General features: G+C 44.9%; 22 protein-coding genes. 8 read left to right on the top strand and 14 right to left on the bottom strand.

All coding sequences use genetic code 11. From position 1 onward, the window contains the following. On the bottom strand, positions 1-528 hold the full coding sequence (locus D3H65_RS25505) for a CopD family protein (RefSeq protein WP_119053006.1): 528 nt from the start codon (positions 526-528) through the stop codon (positions 1-3). 37 nt (positions 529-565) lie between these two features. Next, positions 566-1,591 carry a ferrochelatase gene (gene hemH / locus D3H65_RS25500; protein ID WP_119053005.1) on the bottom strand — a complete coding sequence of 342 codons (1,026 nt, stop codon included), beginning with the start codon at positions 1,589-1,591 and terminating at the stop codon, positions 566-568. A gap of 338 nt (positions 1,592-1,929) precedes the next feature. Between hemH and hemA the strand changes: the two genes are divergently transcribed. Genes hemA through hemL form a run of 8 tightly spaced genes read left to right on the top strand, consistent with a single transcriptional unit; the run spans position 1,930 to position 10,338 of the window. Continuing rightward, a complete protein-coding gene (hemA, locus tag D3H65_RS25495; RefSeq protein WP_119053004.1) occupies positions 1,930-3,171 on the top strand; it encodes a glutamyl-tRNA reductase in 1,242 nt (413 codons plus the stop codon). A gap of 9 nt (positions 3,172-3,180) precedes the next feature. Then, positions 3,181-4,185: a hydroxymethylbilane synthase gene (locus D3H65_RS25490; RefSeq protein WP_119053003.1), complete on the top strand. Its 1,005-nt coding sequence runs from the start codon at positions 3,181-3,183 to the stop codon at positions 4,183-4,185. Between the two features lie 4 nt (positions 4,186-4,189). Beyond that, positions 4,190-4,909 carry a uroporphyrinogen-III synthase gene (locus tag D3H65_RS25485; RefSeq protein WP_162915813.1) on the top strand — a complete coding sequence of 240 codons (720 nt, stop codon included), beginning with the start codon at positions 4,190-4,192 and terminating at the stop codon, positions 4,907-4,909. A 25-nt stretch (positions 4,910-4,934) separates the two neighbouring features. Then, positions 4,935-6,011 carry a uroporphyrinogen decarboxylase gene (gene hemE / locus D3H65_RS25480; RefSeq protein ID WP_119053001.1) on the top strand — a complete coding sequence of 359 codons (1,077 nt, stop codon included), beginning with the start codon at positions 4,935-4,937 and terminating at the stop codon, positions 6,009-6,011. Between the two features lie 17 nt (positions 6,012-6,028). Further along, positions 6,029-7,039 (top strand): alpha/beta fold hydrolase, encoded by a 1,011-nt coding sequence (locus D3H65_RS25475; RefSeq protein ID WP_245999588.1) that lies wholly within the window; start codon positions 6,029-6,031, stop codon positions 7,037-7,039. Further along, positions 7,036-7,974, top strand: a complete 939-nt coding sequence (gene hemF, locus D3H65_RS25470; RefSeq protein ID WP_119053000.1) for an oxygen-dependent coproporphyrinogen oxidase — start codon at positions 7,036-7,038, stop codon at positions 7,972-7,974. The genes D3H65_RS25475 and hemF overlap by 4 nt, the downstream gene beginning before the upstream one ends. 42 nt (positions 7,975-8,016) lie before the next feature. Next, a complete protein-coding gene (gene hemB, locus D3H65_RS25465) occupies positions 8,017-8,991 on the top strand; it encodes a porphobilinogen synthase (protein ID WP_119052999.1) in 975 nt (324 codons plus the stop codon). Between the two features lie 57 nt (positions 8,992-9,048). After that, positions 9,049-10,338, top strand: a complete 1,290-nt coding sequence (gene hemL / locus D3H65_RS25460) for a glutamate-1-semialdehyde 2,1-aminomutase (RefSeq protein WP_119052998.1) — start codon at positions 9,049-9,051, stop codon at positions 10,336-10,338. Between the two features lie 7 nt (positions 10,339-10,345). Here the strand turns inward: hemL and D3H65_RS25455 are convergent, their stop codons facing one another. The 12 genes from D3H65_RS25455 to D3H65_RS25400 all read right to left on the bottom strand — a co-directional run bounded on the left by D3H65_RS25455 (position 10,346) and on the right by D3H65_RS25400 (position 23,034). Then, a complete protein-coding gene (locus tag D3H65_RS25455; protein WP_119052997.1) occupies positions 10,346-11,086 on the bottom strand; it encodes a tyrosine-protein phosphatase in 741 nt (246 codons plus the stop codon). Between the two features lie 30 nt (positions 11,087-11,116). Continuing rightward, a complete protein-coding gene (fcl, locus tag D3H65_RS25450; protein WP_119052996.1) occupies positions 11,117-12,055 on the bottom strand; it encodes a GDP-L-fucose synthase in 939 nt (312 codons plus the stop codon). 43 nt (positions 12,056-12,098) lie between these two features. Continuing rightward, on the bottom strand, positions 12,099-13,214 hold the full coding sequence (gene gmd, locus D3H65_RS25445) for a GDP-mannose 4,6-dehydratase (protein ID WP_119052995.1): 1,116 nt from the start codon (positions 13,212-13,214) through the stop codon (positions 12,099-12,101). Between the two features lie 5 nt (positions 13,215-13,219). Further along, positions 13,220-13,966: a glycosyltransferase family 2 protein gene (locus tag D3H65_RS25440; protein ID WP_119052994.1), complete on the bottom strand. Its 747-nt coding sequence runs from the start codon at positions 13,964-13,966 to the stop codon at positions 13,220-13,222. Between the two features lie 3 nt (positions 13,967-13,969). Continuing rightward, complete coding sequence (locus D3H65_RS25435; RefSeq protein WP_119052993.1) at positions 13,970-14,533, bottom strand: WcaF family extracellular polysaccharide biosynthesis acetyltransferase; 564 nt, start codon at positions 14,531-14,533, stop codon at positions 13,970-13,972. Further along, positions 14,530-15,669: a glycosyltransferase family 4 protein gene (locus tag D3H65_RS25430; RefSeq protein WP_119052992.1), complete on the bottom strand. Its 1,140-nt coding sequence runs from the start codon at positions 15,667-15,669 to the stop codon at positions 14,530-14,532. The genes D3H65_RS25435 and D3H65_RS25430 overlap by 4 nt, the downstream gene beginning before the upstream one ends. Positions 15,670-15,672: 3 nt before the next feature. Continuing rightward, positions 15,673-17,529 carry an asparagine synthase (glutamine-hydrolyzing) gene (asnB, locus tag D3H65_RS25425; protein WP_119052991.1) on the bottom strand — a complete coding sequence of 619 codons (1,857 nt, stop codon included), beginning with the start codon at positions 17,527-17,529 and terminating at the stop codon, positions 15,673-15,675. Between the two features lie 157 nt (positions 17,530-17,686). Then, positions 17,687-18,490, bottom strand: coding sequence for a hypothetical protein (locus tag D3H65_RS25420; protein WP_119052990.1), 804 nt, complete (start codon positions 18,488-18,490; stop codon positions 17,687-17,689). Between the two features lie 308 nt (positions 18,491-18,798). Further along, positions 18,799-19,971: a glycosyltransferase family 9 protein gene (locus D3H65_RS25415; RefSeq protein WP_119052989.1), complete on the bottom strand. Its 1,173-nt coding sequence runs from the start codon at positions 19,969-19,971 to the stop codon at positions 18,799-18,801. Between the two features lie 16 nt (positions 19,972-19,987). Further along, positions 19,988-21,394, bottom strand: a complete 1,407-nt coding sequence (locus tag D3H65_RS25410; protein WP_119052988.1) for a hypothetical protein — start codon at positions 21,392-21,394, stop codon at positions 19,988-19,990. After that, positions 21,391-22,356 (bottom strand): glycosyltransferase family 2 protein, encoded by a 966-nt coding sequence (locus tag D3H65_RS25405; RefSeq protein WP_119052987.1) that lies wholly within the window; start codon positions 22,354-22,356, stop codon positions 21,391-21,393. The genes D3H65_RS25410 and D3H65_RS25405 overlap by 4 nt, the downstream gene beginning before the upstream one ends. Further along, positions 22,357-23,034: a class I SAM-dependent methyltransferase gene (locus D3H65_RS25400; RefSeq protein ID WP_119052986.1), complete on the bottom strand. Its 678-nt coding sequence runs from the start codon at positions 23,032-23,034 to the stop codon at positions 22,357-22,359. Positions 23,035-23,064 lie beyond the last annotated feature (30 nt).

Raw genomic sequence — 23,064 nt, 5'->3', positions numbered from 1 at the left:
CTACTTTTTCTCCCGTAAATACTTGTAGATCTTAATAGCACTCATCAGCAGGATCACAAAAAGCAGCAATCCCGTAATACCCCAAACAAAGCTGAGACTTTGCTTTACCACCACCAGCATTACGATCGCCACCAGGAAGATCGTAGCCACTTCGTTCCAGATACGCAGTTGTTGTGAACTATATTTGAATATACCTTGTTGCTGTTGCTTGAAGATCATGTGCAGCGAGAAATGGTAAGCGTACAAGCCCACTACAAAAGCCAGTTTGATCACCAGCCAGGTGGGAGTGACGCCCAATAAATACCAGGTAGTAGACCCTAAGATAAGCGTAAGCACAGCCGATGGCCAGGTGATCCCATACCACAGCCGCTTCTGCATCACCCCAAACTGCTCCCGTAATGCATCCCTTACCGGCCCTGGCTTTGCAGCTGCTTCCGCATTATAAATAAATAACCGCGGCATATAGAACATACCCGCAAACCAGGTTACTACAAAAATGATATGGAGCGCCTTGATGTATAGATACATAAGAATATTGTAATTACTACTGCCTACGCTTACATCCTTACTGCGCCTTTTCCAACAATCCCTTCAACGCTTTGATCCACATCGGATGAACATTCAAACATGGCAGTAATGTAAACTCCTCTCCGCCGGCATGAAGAAATATCTCACGGCCTTCTTCTCCCATCTCTTCCAGTGTTTCCAGACAGTCACTTACAAATGCCGGACAAAGGATCAGCAATTTCTTTACCCCTTCCTTGGGCCATTCCGCCAAACGCACGGCTGTATAGGGTTTCAGCCACTCATCACGCCCCAGTCTTGACTGAAAAGAGAAAGTATATTTGGAAGCAGGAATATTCAACGCCTGCGCTACCTTATTGGTAGTTACAATACATTGATGACGATAGCAGGTCTTGTGCGCTTCGGAATCAACCGAACAACAATCCGCCGACTTAAAACAATGCTGTCCTGTTACATCACTTTTCTGAACATGCCGCTCAGGAATACCATGGTAACTGAACACAATTTTATCGTACTCCTTATCCAGGTAAGGTTTGATGCTATCAACCAACGCTTCCAGGTAAGCAGCATCATCATAAAAAGGAGGTACTACTGTTAACTTAAAAGCATATTTCCTTTTGCGATGTATCTTTTTTGCATACTCTACAGCTGTTTCATAACTCGACATGGCATAATGCGGATACAAAGGCACCAGCACCACCTCTTCCAGATCGGGCTGCTTTTCCAGCAATTCATCGAAAGCCGTCCATGGGGCAGGCGCACCATACCGCATAGCCAGGGCTATCGGCTCCTCTACTTCTTGCTGCAAAGCCTCCTGTAGTTGTTTGCTGATCACAATAAGTGGCGAACCATCTTTGGTCCATATCGACTTGTAGGCAGTCGCCGATTTGGGTGCCCGGAAGGGAACAATGATCCCTTTTACCAGCAATGCCCTCCACAATAAAGGCGTATCGATTACCCTTCCATCCATCAGAAATTCATCCAGGTACCTGCGTACATCCTTTACTTCTGTAGAATCCGGCGATCCCAGATTCATTAAAACGATGCCTCTTTTAGTTGCGCTCATACTCATATAATAGGTTGCAAAAGTAATTCAGTAACCTGCCTCAACAATTATTTTTTACCATATACAATAACAACCGTATCACATGCCATGTGACAAACAAGTGTTCGTATAATCCTTGATTCCCACATCCGGAAACGTTTGCACACAGTATTGGATGGCGTTAAAACACGGTTCCATGGCCAATTTAGACAAATAAACACCCGAAAACGGTTGATTTACCTCACCTCTTTATGTGATACAACTCATCGGGTAAAATGACAGTGAAATGACAGATATATTAGGTGATTGGCGCTTGCGAAAGTATTTTTGCGGTGTCAACTCTCTGAACCACTTACCTCATGCACGGACATAGTAGTAAAGACATATCAAAGTTTTTTATAGCAGGGATTAACTATAAGAAAACCGATGCAGCGATCCGGGGCCAGTTTGCCATCAGCAATGAACAATACGCCTCCCTCCTTGCCCTCGCCCCCTCTTATGGTTTGCATGAGTTATTTGTTCTTTCTACCTGTAACCGCACAGAGATTTATGGCTTCGCCGAACAGGCAGGTCAACTCATCAGTCTCCTTTGCACACAGACCGAAGGCAACCAGGATACTTTTAATCAATTAGCTTACATCAAGAAAGGCCCCGACGCCATTGAACACCTGTTTGCTGTTGGCGCTGGTCTCGACTCACAGATATTGGGCGATTATGAAATTGTAGGTCAGCTGAAAGTAGCTGTGAAGTTTGCCCGTGACCATGATTTTGTAGGCACCTACCTCGACCGGCTGGTGAATGGTGTACTCCAATCCTCCAAAGCAGTAAAGAACCAGACAGCCATCAGCGATGGTACCGTATCTGTTTCCTTCGCCGCTGTACAATACATCAAACAGCAATTCAACAGCCTCGCCGGTAAAAAGATATTGCTGCTGGGTATTGGCAAAATAGGACGCAGCACCTGCAAAAACCTGGTCGATTACCTGGAAACAACCGATATCACCCTCATCAACCGCACGGCTGATAAAGCTGCAGAGCTGGCCAATGAGTTGGGCCTGCTCCATGCTCCCATCAATCAACTGCCCCAATACATCGACAATTCAGATATTATATTGGTGGCCACCAACGCGGCTCACCCAACCATATTAAAAGCGCACCTCGAAGGCAAGACAGACAAACTGATCATCGATCTGTCCATCCCCTACAATGTAGAGATAGCTGCTCAGGATTTACCCAATGTACATTTGGTAAATGTAGACGAACTGTCAAAACTGAAGGACGAGACATTACAGAAGCGTGAAGCGGAAATTCCCAAAGCCAGGCTCATCATCGACGAGCACATGGTTGAGTTCATGGACTGGTTCGAAATGCGCAAGCATGTACCAGTATTGAAAGCCGTAAAAACCAAATTACAGGAAATTCAGGCATTCCCTCCCTACTTACAGGGCCTTTCTCCCGTTTCAACAACCTTCACTATCGACGCTGATGCAAAAATTCAGCGCGTGATCAATGGCATGGCTTCTAAAATGCGCCGGGTAAACCAACGCGGCTGCTATTATATTGAAGCCATCAACGAGTTTATTGCCACGGGTTCTAACTAATTTTGTTGCATGAAACAAGCGATTCGCATCGGTACCAGGGAAAGTCAACTGGCCGTGTGGCAGGCTATGCAGGTAAAAGAACTGCTGGCAGGTCAAAACGTTCCAGCCGAACTGGTCTATATTAAAAGTGAAGGTGATATCGACCTCAAAACCCCTTTGTATGAAATGGGCGTGCAGGGCATCTTTACCCGCAGCCTCGACATCGCCCTGCTCAATAACCGGATCGACATTGCCGTACATTCCATGAAAGATGTACCCACACAATTGCCACAGGGCATTGTGCCAGCCGCAGCCCTCAAAAGAGCTTCCTGGAAAGACCTCCTCGTATACAAAGGCGACCTGTCGCAGCTGAGCACTGAATTAGGGTTCATCAGCAGTCAGTGGGTGCCAACTCCATCAACCACCACCACTGGCAAGAACCCATTGCCGATTGCCGACTCACGATTCACGATAGCCACCTCCAGCATCCGCCGCAAAACACAATGGCTCAACCGTTATCCTCAACATACCATAGAAAACCTGCGCGGGAATGTAAATACCCGCCTGGCCAAAGTAGCCAACAGCAATTGGCAGGGAGCCATTTTTGCCGCCGCAGGCCTGGAAAGAATTAACCTCCGGCCCGAACAATCCATTGAACTCGATTGGATGTTACCAGCCCCCGCACAAGGCGCTATCATGGTGGTATGCCGCGAAGAAGACAAGGAGATCGCTGCTATTTGCCAGGCTTTCAACGACGGGGATACAGCCCTCTGCACACAGATAGAACGTGATTTCCTGCGCACCTTGTTAGGCGGCTGTTCCACTCCCATCAGTGCACTGGCCGAAGTAAAGAACGGACAGATCCGTTTCCAGGGCAATATCCTTTCCATAGATGGCGTGCAAAAAGCAGTTATTGAAAAAACAATAACCCGTGATGCTGCTACCGGTGCAGGAAACCTGTTCGCCAAAGAGTTACTCGCCAATGGCGGCCAGCCAATTGCCGACAATATTCAAAAAACAGGGGCAACCCATTAATAATATGGCTCAACATACCATACTTAGCACCAAAAAAATTGATCCGGCGCTCAAAGCGCAAACGGAACAAAAAGGTATGGAGGTATTGGAACAGGAATTTATTACTATCCATCCCATCTTTTCCCAAAGTAAATACCAGGAAATATGGCCATGGATGGGCACCCGTGGCGATACAGCCATCGTATTTACCAGTCAGCATGCCGTAACAGCTGTAGAGAAATACCTGCGTGGCGGTGATGCCTATTTCGTACCCGACCAATGGCAGGTGTTCTGTCTGAACGGAGCCACCAAAGACCGGGTTATCGAAGCACTCTCTGAAGAGCAGGTTATCGCTACAGCACCCAATGCTACCGAACTGGCTGCAGCCATCATTGCCAACGGACAATTTAAACAGGTGGTTTTCTTCTGTGGCAACCAACGCCTGGATACATTGCCCAATCTGCTGAAAGATGCTGACATTGAAGTGGTAGAAATAGTTGTGTACGAGACCTTCGCTACACCAGTCAAAATAAATGACTCCTTCGACGCCATCCTTTTCTTCAGTCCCAGTGCCGTGAAGAGCTTTTTTTCAGTCAATACCTTACAGCAAAATACACCCTGCTTTGCCATCGGCGCCACCACAGCCGAAGCCATTGGCCACGATACCAACAACCAGGTGATCACCAGCGAAGCGCCCACCCAGCAGAGTATGCTGGACAGCGTATGGTCTTACCTCCAACATTGATTTATAATAGCAAGAACCAATAAAAATGACATCATCCACTCAGCACACAGCCACCCCCACCAGCAGTACAACGCTGCAAAACGACCTCATCTTACGCACCTTGCGCGGAGAACAAACCGAACGTACCCCTGTATGGATGATGCGTCAGGCAGGACGTTATTTGCCCGACTATATCAAACTGCGGGAGAAGTATTCTTTCTTTGAACGCTGCGAAACACCCGAACTGGCTACAGCCATCACCCTCCAGCCTATTGACCAGGTAGGCGTAGATGCCGCCATCATTTTCTCCGACATACTGGTCATCCCCAAAGCCATGGGCCTGGAAGTACAATTACTGGAAGGCAAAGGACCCTTCTTACCAGAACCCATCAGGCAAGCCAGCGACCTCAACAGGATTCATATACCCGATGTGCAGGAATCACTCGGTTATGTATTCGACGCCCTGCGCCTCACCAAAAAAGAATTGAATGGTCGTGTGCCCCTCATTGGTTTTGCAGGCGCACCCTGGACCTTATTGTGCTATATGGTACAAGGCAAAGGCTCTAAAACCTTCGACGATGCCAAAGCATTCTGTTATACCCAACCTGAAGCCGCCCACCGTCTTTTACAAATGATCACCGACACGACTATTGCTTATTTAAAAGAGCAGGTAAAAGCCGGTGCTGACATAGTACAAATATTTGATAGCTGGGGTGGATTGCTGAGCCCGGCCGATTTTGAGAATATCTCCCTCCGCTACATCCGCCAGATCGTGGCAGCCCTCAAAGACGAGGTGCTTACCATTGTATTTGCCAAAGGCGCCTGGCATTCACTCGAAGGCATGGCAGCTACCGGCGCTCATGGCCTGGGTATCGACTGGTGCATTACACCTGCCCTGGCCCGGCAAATGGCAGGCCCCAAAGTAGTACTGCAGGGCAATTTTGATCCCGCCAAACTATTGGCTCCCATCCCCGTTATTGAGCAGGAAGTAACACAAATGCTGGCAGCTTTCGGCGGACATGGCCATATCGCCAACCTGGGGCATGGTATTTTACCCAATGTGCCTGTAGATCATGCACGGGCTTTTGTGAATACGGTGAAGAACTACCGCCACAAAGCCTGAATTAAAAACATTCCTTTATGAAAACACAATTGATGAAACGTCTTGCTGGTTTTGTGATCCTGTGTTTGTCATTTATTGTTTCCCCGGCTCAACAGCAGCCCCAGGCATTGGGTCTTTGCCTGGAAAACTATGAGTACCCTTTTCCCGTACAGTACATCAACCTCACTATCCAGACGCAGCCACTGAAGATGGCTTTCATGGATCTGAGGCCGGCCAATGCCAACGGCAAAACAGTTTTATTGCTGCATGGCAAGAATTTCAATGGCGCTTACTGGCGGCAAACTGCCCATGCCCTGGCCGATAAAGGCTTTCGCGTCATCATGCCCGATCAGGTTGGCTTTGGAAAGTCTTCCAAACCTACCGCTATCCAATACAGCTTCCAGTTACTGGCCAGGAATACCAAAGCCCTGCTGGATACCTTACAGATCACCAAAGTGGCCGTACTGGGCCATTCAATGGGAGGCATGGTAGCCACACGCTTTACCCTGATGTACCCGGACATGGTAGAGAAATTCATACTGGAAAACCCGATCGGGTTGGAAGATTGGAAATTAAAAGTACCTTACCAGCCCATAGAGGCCTGGTATCAGTCTGAATTGAAACAGGACTACAACAGCATTAAGAAATACCAGCTGGAGAATTATTATGGTGGTCACTGGAATCCGGCCTACGACGAATGGGTAAACCTGTTGGCAGGTTGGACATTGAGCCCCGAATACAATCGTATTGCCTGGAATTCGGCGCTTACCTACGATATGATCTTTACCCAACCCGTATGTTATGAATTCGAACACATCAAGGTACCCACCTTATTGATCATAGGACAGCGTGACCGGACCGCCCTGGGCAAAGCACAGACGTCGGAAGAAGCGAGAAAAACATTGGGGAATTACCCTAACCTTGGAAAACAGACCCGCGATAAAATAAAAGGTTCCAAACTGGTAGAGCTCGAAAATGTAGGACACCTGCCACATATTGAAGCCTTCGACCGGTTTATAGCCCCCCTCCTAAAATTTCTTCAATCATGAGCACTGAATCGATAGCAGCCCCAGGCATTAAGGAAAATTGGATCAACTACATCCACGATCTGCAAAACCGCATCTGCAAGGGTCTTGAACAAGTTGACGGGCAAGCTACCTTTAAAGAAGATAAATGGGAACGACCAGAAGGTGGCGGTGGTAAAACGAGGGTGATAGCAGGAGGTAAAGTATTCGAGAAAGGAGGGGTCAATACATCCATCGTGTTTGGCCCTGTGACCGACCTCATGCGTACCCAATTGAAAATTGACGGAGACAACTGGTTTGCCTGTGGCCTATCCCTGGTACTGCATCCTGCAAATCCGTTCGTTCCCACAGTACATTGCAACTACCGCATGTTTGAATTGTACAACGCCAACAACGAAGTGATTGACCGCTGGTTTGGTGGTGGTACCGACCTCACTCCCTATTATTTATTTGATGAGGATGCCATTCATTTTCACGGTACCTATAAGAAAGTGTGCGACCGCTTTGATACATCCCTGTATCCAAAGTTCAAAAAGGAATGCGATGAGTATTTTGTGAACAGGCATCGCAACAATGAGCGCAGGGGCATTGGCGGCATTTTCTATGATTACCAGCGCCCGGAGGCAGCGCATAACGTTGATTACTGGATGAACTTTGGCAAAGCCTGTGGCGATGCCTTCCTCCCCGCTTATATTCCCATCGTGGAAAAGCGCAAGGACATGACCTTTACCCCCGAAAATAAATACTGGCAGGAAATACGCCGTGGAAGATATACAGAGTTTAACCTGGTACATGACAGGGGTACTATCTTTGGGCTCAAGACCAATGGACGCATTGAAAGCATCCTGATGAGCCTGCCCCCCACCGTCAGGTTTGACTATAACTACCAGCCCGAAGTTGGTTCTGAAGAAGAAAGGCTGCAACAGGTATGCCTGCAGCCCGTTAACTGGATTGAATAATGGCAAGCCCGGGGAAAGGTCCCGGCGCCTAAAACATAATGTATGTATTTGCAAAGAAGAAACAGGATATTACGTCAGTCGCCAGCCATCCGCTCATTGGTAGCTGAAACCATACTGACCCCTAATGATTTTATTGTACCATTGTTTATTGATGAAGGTACCAACATAAAACTGGAGATACCCTCTATGCCCGGTTACTACCGGCAGAGCCTGGATAATACAGTAAAAGAAGTAAAAGAACTGTGGAGCATGGGTTTGAAAAGCGTATTGCTTTTCATTAAGTGCAAAGACGAGCTGAAGGATAATAGAGGAACAGAGGCATTAAACCCACAGGGCCTGATGCAAAGAAGCATCCGGGCCATTAAAGATGCCTGTCCGGAGATGTTGGTGATGACCGATGTGGCCCTTGATCCTTTTTCTTCCTATGGGCATGACGGCATCGTAGAAGGAACCGAGATCGTCAATGATGCTACCGTGGAAGTATTGGCCAATATGAGTGCGAGCCATGCACAGGCCGGGGCCGACTTTGTAGCACCCAGTGATATGATGGACGGCCGCATCAGCGCTATCCGCAGCGCCCTGGAGGAAAACGGGTTTACCAAAACCGGTATCATGAGTTACAGCGCCAAATATGCCTCCTGCTTTTATGGTCCTTTCCGCGATGCGCTGGACTCAGCACCTGGCTTTGGCGATAAAAAGACCTACCAGATGGATTATGCCAACCGCACAGAAGCTATTAAAGAAACCCTGATGGATGTACAGGAAGGCGCCGACATTGTGATGGTAAAACCTGCACTGGCCTACCTCGATATTATCCGGGAAGTGAAGAACAGTGTCGATATCCCCGTGAGTGCTTATAATATCAGTGGAGAATATGCCATGATCAAAGCAGCCGCCAAAATGGGCTGGCTCAACGAGGAAAAAGCCATCCTGGAGACATTGACATCTATTAAGCGCGCCGGTGCCGACCTGATTGCTACCTATTTCGCCAAGGACGCAGTGAGATTGATCTCGTGAGAAGTTAAGGCCCTTGTATATTGATAATACCAAAACTATAAGACATATTTCACGCATATGACAATTCAAAAGAGCGAATCACTGTTCCAACGTGCCCAGCAATCTATTCCCGGCGGCGTAAACTCACCGGTGCGGGCTTTTAAAAGCGTAGGAGGAACACCTTTATTTATATCCAAAGCAAAGGGCGCCTACCTGTATGATGCAGACGGCAACCGGTATATTGATTATATCGCATCATGGGGCCCCATGATCCTGGGCCACGCCTATGAGCCCGTGATAAAAGCCATCCAGGAGCAGGCTGTTTACTCTACTTCTTATGGCGCTCCTACCGAACTGGAGATCCGCATGGCCGAGCTGATCAAGAGCATGGTGCCCAATGTAGACCTGATTCGCATGGTGAGCAGCGGTACAGAAGCCTGTATGAGCGCCATCCGCGTAGCCCGTGGCTATACCGGAAGAAATAAGATCATCAAGTTTGAAGGCTGTTATCATGGCCATGCCGATTCCTTCCTCGTGAAGGCTGGCAGTGGAGTAGCTACTTTCAATATTCAGACCGTTCCGGGTGTTACCGCTGGTGTAGCAGCAGATACACTCACCTGTGCCTACAATGACCTGGCGGCAGTGGAAAAACTGGTCAATGAAAACAAGCAGCAGATAGCCGCCATCATCATTGAACCCGTAGCAGGCAATATGGGTTGTATTTTACCCGAATCAGGCTACCTCGCGGGCCTTAGGAAGATATGCGATGCAGAAGGTATCCTTTTCATTTTTGATGAAGTTATGACGGGCTTTCGCCTTGCCAAAGGTGGCGCACAGGAAAGATTGGGTATTGATGCAGACCTGGTAACTTATGGAAAGGTGATTGGTGCAGGCATGCCTGTGGGCGCATTTGGAGGAAAGAAACATATCATGGAAGTGGTTTCTCCTTTGGGTAATGTGTATCAGGCCGGCACCTTAAGTGGCAACCCCATCGCTATGATCGCCGGTTACACCTTATTAACAGTCTTGAATGAGCAACCCCAACTGTTACAGGAAATTGAAGAAAAGACCATTTATCTCAAAGATGGCCTTGATACTATATTAGCAGCTACCGGCATTCCTTACGTCATCAATCAGCTGGGATCAATGATCAGCATTCACTTTAGCGATCGCCCCGTAACAGATTTTGCGACGGCCGCTGCTGCCAACAATCAATTGTTCAACAAGTTCTTCCACGCTATGCTCAAGAGAGGCGTTTACCTGCCACCTTCGGCCTTTGAAAGCTGGTTCCTGAACAATGCATTGACGCAGGAAGACCTCGATGTTACTTTACAAGCAACAAAAGAAAGCCTGGAAGAAGTTCTATAAGTGCCTTTTACAATGAGGCATTTAATATATTACCGGAATCAAGGAGAGATTTTACGCCATCCATCAGGGAGGTAGAGGAACGCAATGCGTCCAGGTGGCGTTCATGGTGCAGATCGGTTCCCAAGAGGTCTATGTACTTCTTTTTGATGAAATAATGAGCCAGCTCATTGGGTATTTTACCATAATAGCCAGTGAGAGACAACAGGTTTAATTGAAAATAGCAACCTGCTTCTTTCAAATCATCATACCAGCTCTTTTGGGAAACCAGGTAATTGTATCGCTCGGGGTGAGCAAGAATAGGTTTGTAGCCTTTTATCTGAAGTTCAAATAAAGTCTCTTTTACATTCCTAGGTGCGGCAATGAAGGAAAACTCTACCAGCACCCAGTTATCTTTTATGGTGAGCAAGGGAATACCCTTCCTCAGTAATTCGTCGAAATGATCATCCAGGTAGTACTCTGCAGCAGCCCTTACCGGTACGGTCAATCCCTCCTGTTGCAATGACCGTTGTAGTTGCCCATGGGCATTCGTAATACTCGTGGCGTTGTTCTTATGCACATCCCACATAATATGGGGCGTGGTAATAAACTGCCGGTAGCCCAAATTTTGCAGTCCTTTTATCAACGTAAGAGAAGTCGCATCATCCGGGCTACCGTCATCTATTCCCGGCAACAGATGCGAATGCATATCTGTACCCAGATCACTCAGGTCAACACTAACAGCTTTTTTTCTTTTAAAGATAGAGAACATCCTATGCCTCTTTCTATTTTTATGCCAGACTTAATGAACCACTTGCTCAGTTTGTACAAAATCTTTATATACTTTTTCGACCCCTCCACGCAGCTCTATACTGGCTTTCCACCCCATATTATTCAACTTCGATACGTCCATTAGTTTGCGTGGTGTGCCATCGGGCTTGCTCAAGTCGTGCTGTATCTCTCCCGTATATCCTACAATTTCTTTTACCAGCAGTGCCAGATCTTTGATCGCTATATCTTCACCAACGCCCACATTTATCAGGCCTTCTTCATCAAAGTTTTGCATCAGGAAAAAACAGGCACTTGCCATATCGTCTGCATGCATAAACTCCCGTCTTGGATTGCCAGTTCCCCACATCACCACCTTCGGCTCCTTATTAATTTTGGCCTCATGGAATTTACGGATCAAGGCCGGCAATACATGTGAATTATTCAGATCATAATTATCATTCGGCCCATATAAATTAGTAGGCATTACCGAAATGAAATTACAACCATATTGGGCTCTATAAGCATCGCACATTTTAATGCCTGCAATCTTCGCAATAGCATAAGGCTCATTGGTCGGTTCCAGCAAACCCGTCAACAGGTATTCTTCTTTTAAAGGCTGGGGAGCCAGCTTGGGATAAATACAGGAAGATCCAAGAAACATGAGCTTCTTAACTCCTTGCATATAGGCTGCATGGATTACGTTGCTCTGGACCATGATATTTCCATAAATGAAATCTGCGCGGTAGGTATTATTGGCTTGGATGCCGCCAACCTTAGCCGCTGCCAGAAAAACATAATCAGGTTTTTCCAGGGCAAAAAAATCATCAACAGCCTGTTGGTTACGCAAATCCAATTCTGCGGATGTGCGCGATACCAGGTTAGTAAATCCCTCCGCTTTGAGTTTGCGTGTAATAGCAGAACCTACCATACCCCGGTGACCGGCTACATATATTTTATCTGACTTGTTCATTGCTTGTAAAAACTTGTAATAATTTGCAAAGTTAGCTCAATTATTATTCAAACTGGTTGCGCACGTAATAGCCCGAGTCTTTCAGTAATACCTCTTTCCGGAACAGCTCTACATCATTGGCTACCATTTCTTTGACCAATCCGGCCAGATCATATTTGGGCTTCCATCCCAGCTGTGTTTGCGACTTTGTAGGATCACCGATCAACAGATCCACTTCTGTTGGACGATAGTAGCGGGCATCTACAGCTACCACTTCTTTTCCCACAGCTATTTTAAAGTCAGGATTTTTGCAGGCAGTAACGACAGCAATTTCCTTATCGTCTTTGCCTTTAAACTCCACTTCAATACCTACTTCATTGAACGCCATGCGCACAAATTCACGCACCGGCGTCGTAACACCCGTAGCAATTACATAATCCTCCGGTTTGGGTTGTTGTAATATCAGGTACATCGCTTCCACATAATCCTTGGCATGTCCCCAATCACGCTTGGCGTCCAGGTTACCCAGGTAAATTTTGTCCTGTAATCCCAATGCAATTTTGGCTACACCACGCGTGATCTTACGCGTCACAAATGTTTCACCGCGCAGAGGTGATTCATGATTAAAGAGGATACCATTTACGGCATACATATCGTAAGCTTCCCGGTAATTGACCGTAATCCAGTAGGCATACATTTTAGCTACCGCATAGGGTGAACGTGGGTAGAAGGGCGTCCTTTCCGATTGGGGAATTTCCTGCACTTTTCCGTATAGCTCTGAAGTAGAAGCCTGGTAGATCTTTGTTTTCTTCGTTAAGCCCAGTAAACGTACCGCTTCCAGGATGCGTAACGTGCCGATACCATCGGCATTGGCAGTATACTCCGGAGTTTCAAAACTCACCGCCACATGGCTCATGGCAGCCAGATTATATATTTCATCAGGTTGTGTTTCCTGGATGATGCGAATCAAATTGGTAGAATCAGTAAGGTCACCGTAATGCAGCTTCAGCTGTATATTTTTTTCGTGCGGATCCTGATAGAGGTGATCAATACGCTCTGTATTAAACAGCGAACTTCTGCGCTTAATACCATGAACAATGTATCCCTTTTTTAGAAGCAGGTCAGTTAAATAAGCTCCATCCTGGCCGGTTACGCCGGTAATCAAAGCAACTTTTGACATAGTGTTTATCTGGTTATAAATTGAATAATTTTACGCATTGGCTTGAGCCAGGTCGTAAAAAAAAATGGTTTCAGTTCGTTCAGGTCCCAGGCCTTTCTATCTTCCCGGTTGGCCCTCAATCTGTTTTTTAATGATGCATTACTCATTCCTCCGGCTCTCATTTTAACCAGCACACTGGGAATATAACTAGCCTTGGCATTATGCCGCACCAGAATGCGTAACATCATTTCATAATCGGCTGCAGATCGTAAATCAGTATTGAACAATCCGACCTCTTCATAAATCTTCCGGCGTACAAAAAAAGCCGGATGCGGGGGCATCCAACCATAATAAAAGTATTTCTTCTTGTACTGCCCACTTTTCCAGTTACGAGTGACAACATAAACGTTATTTTTCTTAACATATTGCAGATCACCGTATACAACATCCACAGAAGGATCACTAAATGCTGTCATAACCCTCGAAAGTACCTCCGGGTTATCATAAAAATCATCTGAATTAAGGATGCCCACTACTTCGCCCGTGGCCAGCTTCAACCCTTTATTCATGGCATCATAGATCCCCTTATCCTTTCCGGAGACCATCTGCGCCACATGTGGAAATTCTTTTACAATTTCCAGGGTATTATCGGTCGAAAGGCCATCTACAATGATATGCTCAACAGCCTGATAGCTTTGCCGTGCAATGCAATCAAGCGTGTCGCGTACCGTAGCCGCACTATTATAAGTAGCCGTAATAATCGTTATTTTCATAACTTATTCTCTGATAGATCGTTCGCGGACTGCTGCGGCAGGGTTTCCCTGATAAATAGTGTAGGCATTAAGCCTTTTGCTGGCAACCGACATGGCCGATAATACAGCATGGGATTCACAATGCACGCCCGGGCAAACCAGGGATTTAGCGCCTATCCAAACCCCATCCTCCAGAACAATCCCGGATACCATGAGGTCAAATGATGCTTTTGTATAATCATGATTACCAGTGAGCAACATAGCACCTTGCGAAATACACACATTCCTGCCTATAATCACGTTCCCCAGGTTATCGATCCATACTTTTTCACCGATCCAGGAAAAATCCCCGATGGTCAGTTTCCACGGATATTTGATATTGACAGCAGGTTTTATGACCACCCCTTTCCCGATCTTTCCACCAAACCAGCGCAATAGCGTACATTTAAAGGAGGAGAGGGGGTTCAATGGATTTATAAAGAAACAAACATTTACCAGGTACCACGCAACCCGCTTAAAAGCAGAAGCGCCGATCTCAGCTTTATACCAGGTGTTTGAATAAGTCGAAAGATCTGTTGTCCTTTTCATTGAAATAAAGTGGTGTATTTGGACAATGCATCCGTGCCGGCACTGAATTGGTGAGCATATTGCCATGCACCCATAGACCATTCATCGTATTGCTTCTGCTCCATATCAAGCGCTTCCTGTAACGCTTTTACAAATCCCGTATTATCTGCCAGTGAAATATCCCATCCTGCTTTTACCGAAACCATCCCACGCCAGGGAGTTTGATCGCTGATCAATACAGGTTTGCCCGCAGAAAGGCCTTCAAAAATAGCATGACCGAAATTCTCCCCCTGGGTTGGCAGGCCAAAAACATGGTGTTGAGCTATTATAGCAGGTAATTCATGATTGGGCTTTTCTCCTTCAAATTTCACAGTAATATTTTCAGGCAGCGAGACTGATAAACTACGGCACTGATCTACATATGCTTTATCCTCCTCACTACCGATCACCGTTAACAAAACCTTCCCTTTCAATCCTTTTAAACACGTTAATAAAAAATAAAGATTCTTAATAGGATGGAGCCTCCCCACAAAAATAATACTCAATTCACCAGGTCTTTTTGACAAGCTGCCTGGATAACCCTGTACGTAGGCCGGGAAATTGGGTATCTGCAGCACCCTTGCCGACTCGCCAAAGTTCTTTTTAACGTCATTGAATTCTGTATCGTCTGTTGCCTGGAAAGAAATATGCCGGTGCACAAAAAGCCACCTGAAAAGACGCAGGAACAATTTCTTTTTAGCTGTTTTATATTGAAGCGCACTGTTTCTCAACATGCCTCGTGGAGCGAGTACCATATTGCTTTTCCATCCTCCGGATCTATTAATCAGGAGAGGGTAAATAGTAAAATATTTTGAGAACAGGCTATTGAGATAAATATGATCAGGATTGACATCCTGTATAATATCCCGGATGTATTTCCAGCGCAGGTTTGCTGGTGAACAATACATCACCTTCACCTGCTCATCATAAGAGGTCCATACGTCGGTTTTTATATTGTCGTAGGGAACAGCAGAGCCAAGGTCACGGTCACCGGTAAAAACGTATACGTTATAGTGATGTTGCAGGTGCCGCGCAAAATTAACTGCAGAACGTATGGGACCACCTGCTTTGTAACCCGGATCAAACCAGTCTATAAAAACTAAAATAGATTTATGCACAGATCAATAGCTATTTTTCTCCATCCAATATTCCAGCACCACAAACAACCACAGCTCCATCCACCGCACTCCCGGATCACCTTTCTGAAACCGCTCCCAATAGGCCAGTAATTGACTTCCATTAACAAAATCACGTTCCGCCATCCGTTTCAGGCGTTGATCGCAGAAGTCATGTAATTCCCGTTTCATCCATACTTCCCATGGAAACAGGAATCCCTGCTTGCGACGATGAACAATTTCAGGAGGTAATAAACCCTGGAGGGAATCCACCAGCAGGCTTTTGGGTGTATGTGGAAACTTCAGTGTATCCGGAACTCCCAATACATAAGTAACCAGGTCATGATCAAAGAAAGGTTCACGCACTTCAAGAGACACCGCCATACTCATCTGGTCCGTGTCTTTCAGTAAAGTATGTTGGGTATAACCAAGGTATTCAGCTATCGACACCTGACTCAAAGCCGGAAACTTTTCGAAACCTCCATTTAAGGCCAACAGGTTATTTTCAAGTGCTGTAGGATCACCGCCCAGGCGGGTTAGTTTTGACAACAATGATGGGGAAAATATCCTCCTGAATTCAGGATAGAAAGAGCTAACCGAACAGGAGGGAGCTCGCAGTAACTGTTGTACTCTGCCGGCTTTGTTAGAGCCTTTGAGTGAATAAGCAGCAGCAGCCAGTTGTCTTGCCCAACCCGTAGCCCCCCATATTTTGCTGAATTTCTTCAATTGCAGGTATTGCCGGAAAAAAGGGTATCCGGCAAACAGTTCATCTCCACCTACCCCAGACAGCGCAACAGTGAGTCCGCTTTGCCGGATGGCTTTTGATACTACATAGGTATTAATACCATCGCCACTGGGCGTATCCATGGCATCCAAAGCATTCGTAAGCTCATCAAGAAAAACAGAAGGCTTTAGCAGTATCTGGTTATGATTTGTGTTGAACTTCTTCGCTATTTGTGCTGCATATGGTGATTCATCGAACTCTTTTTCACTAAAACCAATGGTAAACGTATTGGGCATTGATTTACTTACCTCTGCCATCAGGCCCACTACCGCACTTGAGTCTATGCCTCCGGATAAAAATGCTCCGATCGGGACATCACTCACCAACCGGCGCTCTACTGAATCCCGCAACAGATTACGAATATGCTGCAATACCTGCTTTTTATCGTGGTAAGGCCCATCGCCAACAGAAGCAGTAATATCCCAATACTTTTTAGAGACTACTCTTGCACCACGGATCGTAATACAGGAACCAGCATCCAGCTGAACTATATTTTCAATAATAGAAAGTGGAAACCCGATGGATTGGTAGCTCAGGAATTCTCTTACAGCAGCTGTATTTATCTTATGAGGGATCAACCGGCTGGCCAATAATCCCCTTATTTCAGAAGCAAAAAGGAAAAACTCATCATTCGTATAATAATATACCGGCTTAACGCCCATACGGTCCCGGGCAATGAACAGTTCCTGTTCTGCCGTATCCCAGATAGCAAAGGCAAACATGCCTTTAAAATGGGTGAGGCAATCTGCCCCCCATTTAATATAAGCTGCCAACAATACTTCTGTATCGCCACTGGTTGTAAATGGGTAGTCAGTCAGGCGTGCCCTGACTTCCTGAAAATTGTATATTTCTCCGTTAAAAACGATCCGGTACCGGCCTGTATGATCCGCAAATGGCTGATTGGCCGCATCAGATAAGTCAATGATAGACAGGCGACGATGTCCCAAAGCGACCCTCCCCTGTACAAAATCATTGTGCGCATCGGGCCCCCGATGCGCCATAGCGTCTGTCATTTTTTTTATAACAGCGTGATCCGGAACCGGATGATTAAAGTAAAGAATACCGGCTATGCCACACATGCAATAAAGTAATTGTTATGAAAACTAATATCAGGAATGCTGACACTGCCTGTCATTTCACATCTGCACAGACTTCGTCCAACATGCAAATAATGACAAACAAGTGATTATAACGAAAAAAATGAGACAGTAGTACAACTGAATGATCAGCTATCGACTAAGCCGGCAATGCCGTGCTGCGGTTGTCATGGGTAAAAGCCTTAACCCTGGCGGCAGTGGCCTTACGCTTGGCTTTTATGTATACATTGATAGAGAATAGCATCACGAGCAGGTAGGCTCCAAGGGTGATATTGAATAAGACATTGTATTTCTTTAATCCCAGGGTACGAAGAGAATAGCCGTCGGTTTTTTCTTTGCCCATCGTCCAGTACATAACATTCTTGAGCAGGGGCATTAAAAGAGGTACTTTGTCCCAGTTGGTATAGCGTACGCCCTCATACCGGTAAGCCATATCATAATTAGGCGGAACTTGTTTCTGATAATATGCCCAGTCAGATTGCACGTCGGCAAAACTGGCCAATTGCCCGTTCTGCTTTCTAAAAACAGTACTATAAGATGCATCCAGCACCACCCAGCCATAAGAAGCTTTTGCTTCTACCAGGATATGTCCTGCATTTTGATTGGCCACCGTCATCTGCGGAAGACGGACTTCCATATTCATTTCTTGTAACAACCTCCCCAACACATAAGCATAGCTTCCACAGGCGCCCTGACCTGTCATTAGATCAATGCTGACTGGTTGAACGTATTTTGCTGTTATTCCTTTTACAGGATGTTGCCCAAATACTTCTATTCGCCTTTCACCCAGGTGGTGTACCAGGGACACACTTCTTATCAGTAAGCTGTCTTCTGTATCTGCAAATGATGAATTGTTAACCGGGGTTGAATCACGTAAATAAGCAGCCATGGAGGCAAAGAGATTCTTTTCATACTGCTTTTCGGTATAAAAATAAAGCAGCATAGCCAACAGGAACCCATTTAAAAAGATGAGTATGTATTTCCCTCGGTGAGTAAAGAATGGCCGGATTGTACGTCGAATAAAATTCATAAGATAGCGACATTGTCTTTATTGGATTCCATGTCGGTATCAGATTTAGTGGTAGTACACCTGCATTCTTGAACATCATCTTATACGTTGATACAGATAATATTGTGAGTATTCTATATGCCAGAGGTATACGATGCATAATTACAAAAAATTAGGCTGGTAGACATAGTTATAGAATTAAAATAACATTAAATAACGAGTTTTCATCATTTGTAAGCATGTCAAGATAATCTTACTTGTTGAGTCGCTGCATTTAATTGTAACACCTGTTCAGTTTGTTCGATCACTTGAGCCGGCAAAATTGCCTGCATGCAGATATTATTTTTACATGTCTCACTTAAACAGATCGAACAGGATACATCAGGTGTTCTGAATGTTCTAATATTGTCCTGAGCCGGGGGAAACCACTTACCCGGGAAATCACGGGAACTAAACAAGGCAATGGTCGGTGTTCCCACAGCATATGATAAATGCATGGGACCTGTATCGTTGCTGATCGTTATATGACATTTCTTTAATGCCATGGCGCTCTGGACTGGCGTAAAATGTCCACAACAATCGAAAACATGTTGCATTCCTCTAAATGCCATTGTTAATTCCTTGTCCTCCGGTCCACCGATCAGGATAATATTGTAGGTCTTGTTAAAGTGACTGATTACTTCCTTAAAATAATGGATTGGCCAACGATTCTGTGGACGTTTGGCACCTACAACCACAGCTATATTTTTCTTTTTGTCACTGATCCCTTGCTGATCAAAATATTCATCCACCAATTGCTGGTCCTGGGATTGAACGTTTAATAAGAATTCATGATCAGCTACCGCGATCCCGTGTCTTGCCAATAACTTATTGAGCCTTGTGATCTCATTATCAAAAACGATGTGCTTTTCCTGTGTCCGTTTGAAATAGTTAATGGTAGACTTTTCCCATCCGAATCCAGTACGGGCAATAAACCGGAAAAAAAACATATCCCTGAGCAATCTCACTAAAGAGATCCCTGTTTGGGGCAAATAAATGACCATATCATATTTCTTTTCCAGCAATAAGGAAAAGAGCGCTTTCTTACTATATCCGAAATAATCGATGATGGACTCATAATAAGCCGGGTGGAGTAATTTATTAAAGGTAACAAGGTTGGTGCTCCCGGCATTAGCCAGGATATCTAGTTGAGCCTCCGGAAATTTCCTGCGGATGGCAACTATAGAAGGGATAGCACAGAGATTATCACCCAGGGAGCCGGTCCTGAAAATGAGTATTCGTACCGGCGTCTTTTTTTTAGTAAATAAGCTTTTTTGCAATAGGTCAAGTACGAAATTGCTGACCCGGTAGTCGGCCATCACTATCCACAATTTGATGGCTGCATTCCATGACTTTTTCTGAGATCCGACACGCATACGCACACTACCTTTATTATTTTTTATACAACCACCTTTGCATCCGGGGAAATATAGTATGGGCTAAAATCCAAAATACCAGAAAGGTGACCAAAAGACGACCTATTACAATAATCCCATCTGATTCAAAAGAAGTGAAATTAAATAAGCCCACATTAATAAGAGCATAACGAAAAAGGATATTCAAGGACAATAACTGATAGTATACTCTGTATATTACTACAACAAAAAGGGCTATTAATATCAATGGAATTAACATTCCAACATACCCAAAGTCGATATAACAATCAGCAAAATAACCTATTCCAAAAGAAGTTCCTTTACTATAGCCTCCATAATTAAGACCCGTATATTTATTGGTTTTTTGAGTGGCATCGAAGATAGGCTTGTTAGGGAACAGGATTCTTGGTAACAGGATAAAGCTCAGATTATCAGTCCAAAGCTTACCATTCTCATGCGGTAATACCGCAGGAACACGATCCATTGTACGCGCCAGGTGATACACATATTGCAACCTGTATAAGGTCATTACCATCGCAAATTCGTATTGACGGCTGTTAAGATTCGACACCTGCTCGCCAATCTTTCCCAATGCTTGCTCCCTGCTTACCGCTACTACTTGTTGCTTTTGCCCCTGGCTCACATATTGCCGGTAATCACTTTTGATGGCAGACCAAGTTATTCCCATGAAGCCGAGCACCAACATTACCAACAAGGAATAGATTATCTGTCTTACAGTAATAGTTGTTATAAACGTTATGGCCAGAATAATAACAATTAATATTACCTGCTTAAAACTAGAAAAATAAGAATATAAGGAAGTTGTGAACTCATAAATGACCATAATAGCAAGGATCATCCTATTCTTTTTGTTGAGCCAGGCTACATATCCATACACCAGGAAAAATATCCATTTCAAAGAGGATAAAGTAATCAGTATCTGGGTAAATCCACTGGCAACCCCCAATACAAATCCTATAGAGCTAAGGAATAAGGTAGATCCCAGATAGAGGAATAACATTTTCTTCTCATTGATCTTGGATGCCTCTTCCAGCAGATTTACTCGTGTAGGAATGGGAAGTCCGGCTATCCCTTTTGAAACTACTACTGCCATTACCAACAAACCCAGACAACTCATCAAAACAGCAATGTTTGCATGCGGAGACAGGAAATTAATATCCACATTGCGAACATTCATCCAAACTACAAAAGATATTACCTGGACCCATTGCATAAAAAAGGCAAACAAGAGGATACCCGGTCGGTTATTGCGCCACAAAAGCAAGAATAATAAAACCAGGGTGGCCATACAGCAAAAAAGATAAATGCCGTTTTTAAATAGCAGCATTCCTCCGCAGGCGATTAGGATCAGTGTAATGACAGACCCCGAAACTCCCCGTTTTTCCCCGATGGCTGTATTCATGTGTTCTTTTCTATTATTACCGCGTTATCCCGAAAAGGAGAGTTATACCTGTTACGTTGAAAAATACGTTGTCGTAAAAAACTGACTGTCAGCAATCCCATATTGTCAAAACGTGAAAGCAAACCATAAAAATGAGAGAAAGTCCTGAATCGACCCTTTATCAGTGACTTCGCCATTAATGTATAATAAAATAACAACTTGTAATCCCGCAGCAAACGACGCCCTTCGATACGTTCATTCGCACTTACATAACTAAGCAGGTAATGATAAACCTGCAGGTCTTCTTTCAGATGGAACACGTAATATTTTTCCTGCCGGCTTAACTGGTTCTTATGGTCCCTGAGCTGTATGAGTGGCTCTTTCAGAAAACCAACAGCATGGTCCCTCGCCAGCCTTACCCACATATCAAAATCACCGCTGATCTTCATATCCTCCCTGAAAAGGCCTACCCTGTTTAAAGCGTCTCTGCTCAAGGTCACATTGGCAATATTCCCCGCTATAGAGCCTGTATAAAAGGCAATGCGGCTATGCAAGGTAGTAGAAACAATTTCCGGTGTCCTGTCAGTTACCTGTACAGGTATGATCGCTCCATCTCCATCGATATAATGTCTTTCTGAATAACTGAATCCTATGTCCGGATGTTTTCGATGGAAAGCAACCGTTTTTTCCAGGCATTCCGGATACATAATATCATCCTGCGACCAGAGTTTGATCAGGGGTTCGGCAGAATGATTGATCAGAAAATTAAGGTTATAGAACAACCCTTTATTTTTCTCATTCCGAAACAACTTGACGCGCTTATCCTGTATGGAGGTTAGGTAAGACCAACTTTCATCAGTAGAATAATCATCCAGGATATAAAACTCGAATTCACCAAAGCCTTGTCCGAGCACAGACTCAACAGATAGTTTCAGGTATTCCCCCCCATTATATACTGGCAATATTACTGCAATAGGATGCATTTATGCAGTTGGTTTTATTTTACTTACATATAATAGTTCATACCCGAAAAAACCTTTTGAAATACCCTTCAGTAGGTTGAAGAAAGTACGGCGGGACTTCTCCGTTGATATCTTCCTGAATAGGGATAAAAAAGGGATAGTGCCAGTCACATCACCTTTAACAACTTCAAAGCCATTATCAGACAATAGCTGAATAGCGCTGCTAAAGGTATACCACTTAACATGGGTATTATCCCATATTCCACTGGTTTGATATTTAAAATTACCTTTCATTAACTCCCATCTTGACCTGTAATGCATGATATTGGGTAAAGCCACAATAAAAATACTTTCAGGCTTCATTATCGATCTTATGTCCTCAAGCAACCTTTCCGGATACTGTATATGTTCTATTACATGTGAGCAAATGATCACATCGTATTTATTCATTTTAATATCTGCCGGTAATCCTTGCTCAGCATTATGAAGAAGACCATTTCTTAAGTAAGGGGCAGCCAGCAATATTTCCTTTTCTGAAATGGATATACCATCTACGATCATTCCTCTTTCTTTCAAATGCCGGGCATTGTCACCTCTGCCGCAGCCTATGTCCAAAACCGTCCTCGCTGATGTAGGAACTTCGCGTAACACATTATCATTCCCGCTGTTTCCATATACCTTAACGTCTATTTGCTGCATAGAAGGATTAATTGCAGTAGAGGTAGCCAC

Origin of the sequence: Paraflavitalea soli, from assembly GCF_003555545.1 — a bacterium.
Taxonomy (GTDB): Bacteria; Bacteroidota; Bacteroidia; order Chitinophagales; family Chitinophagaceae; genus Paraflavitalea; species Paraflavitalea soli.
Note: the sequence above shows the minus strand (reverse complement) of the source record. Positions and strands in the feature narration are given on the sequence as shown.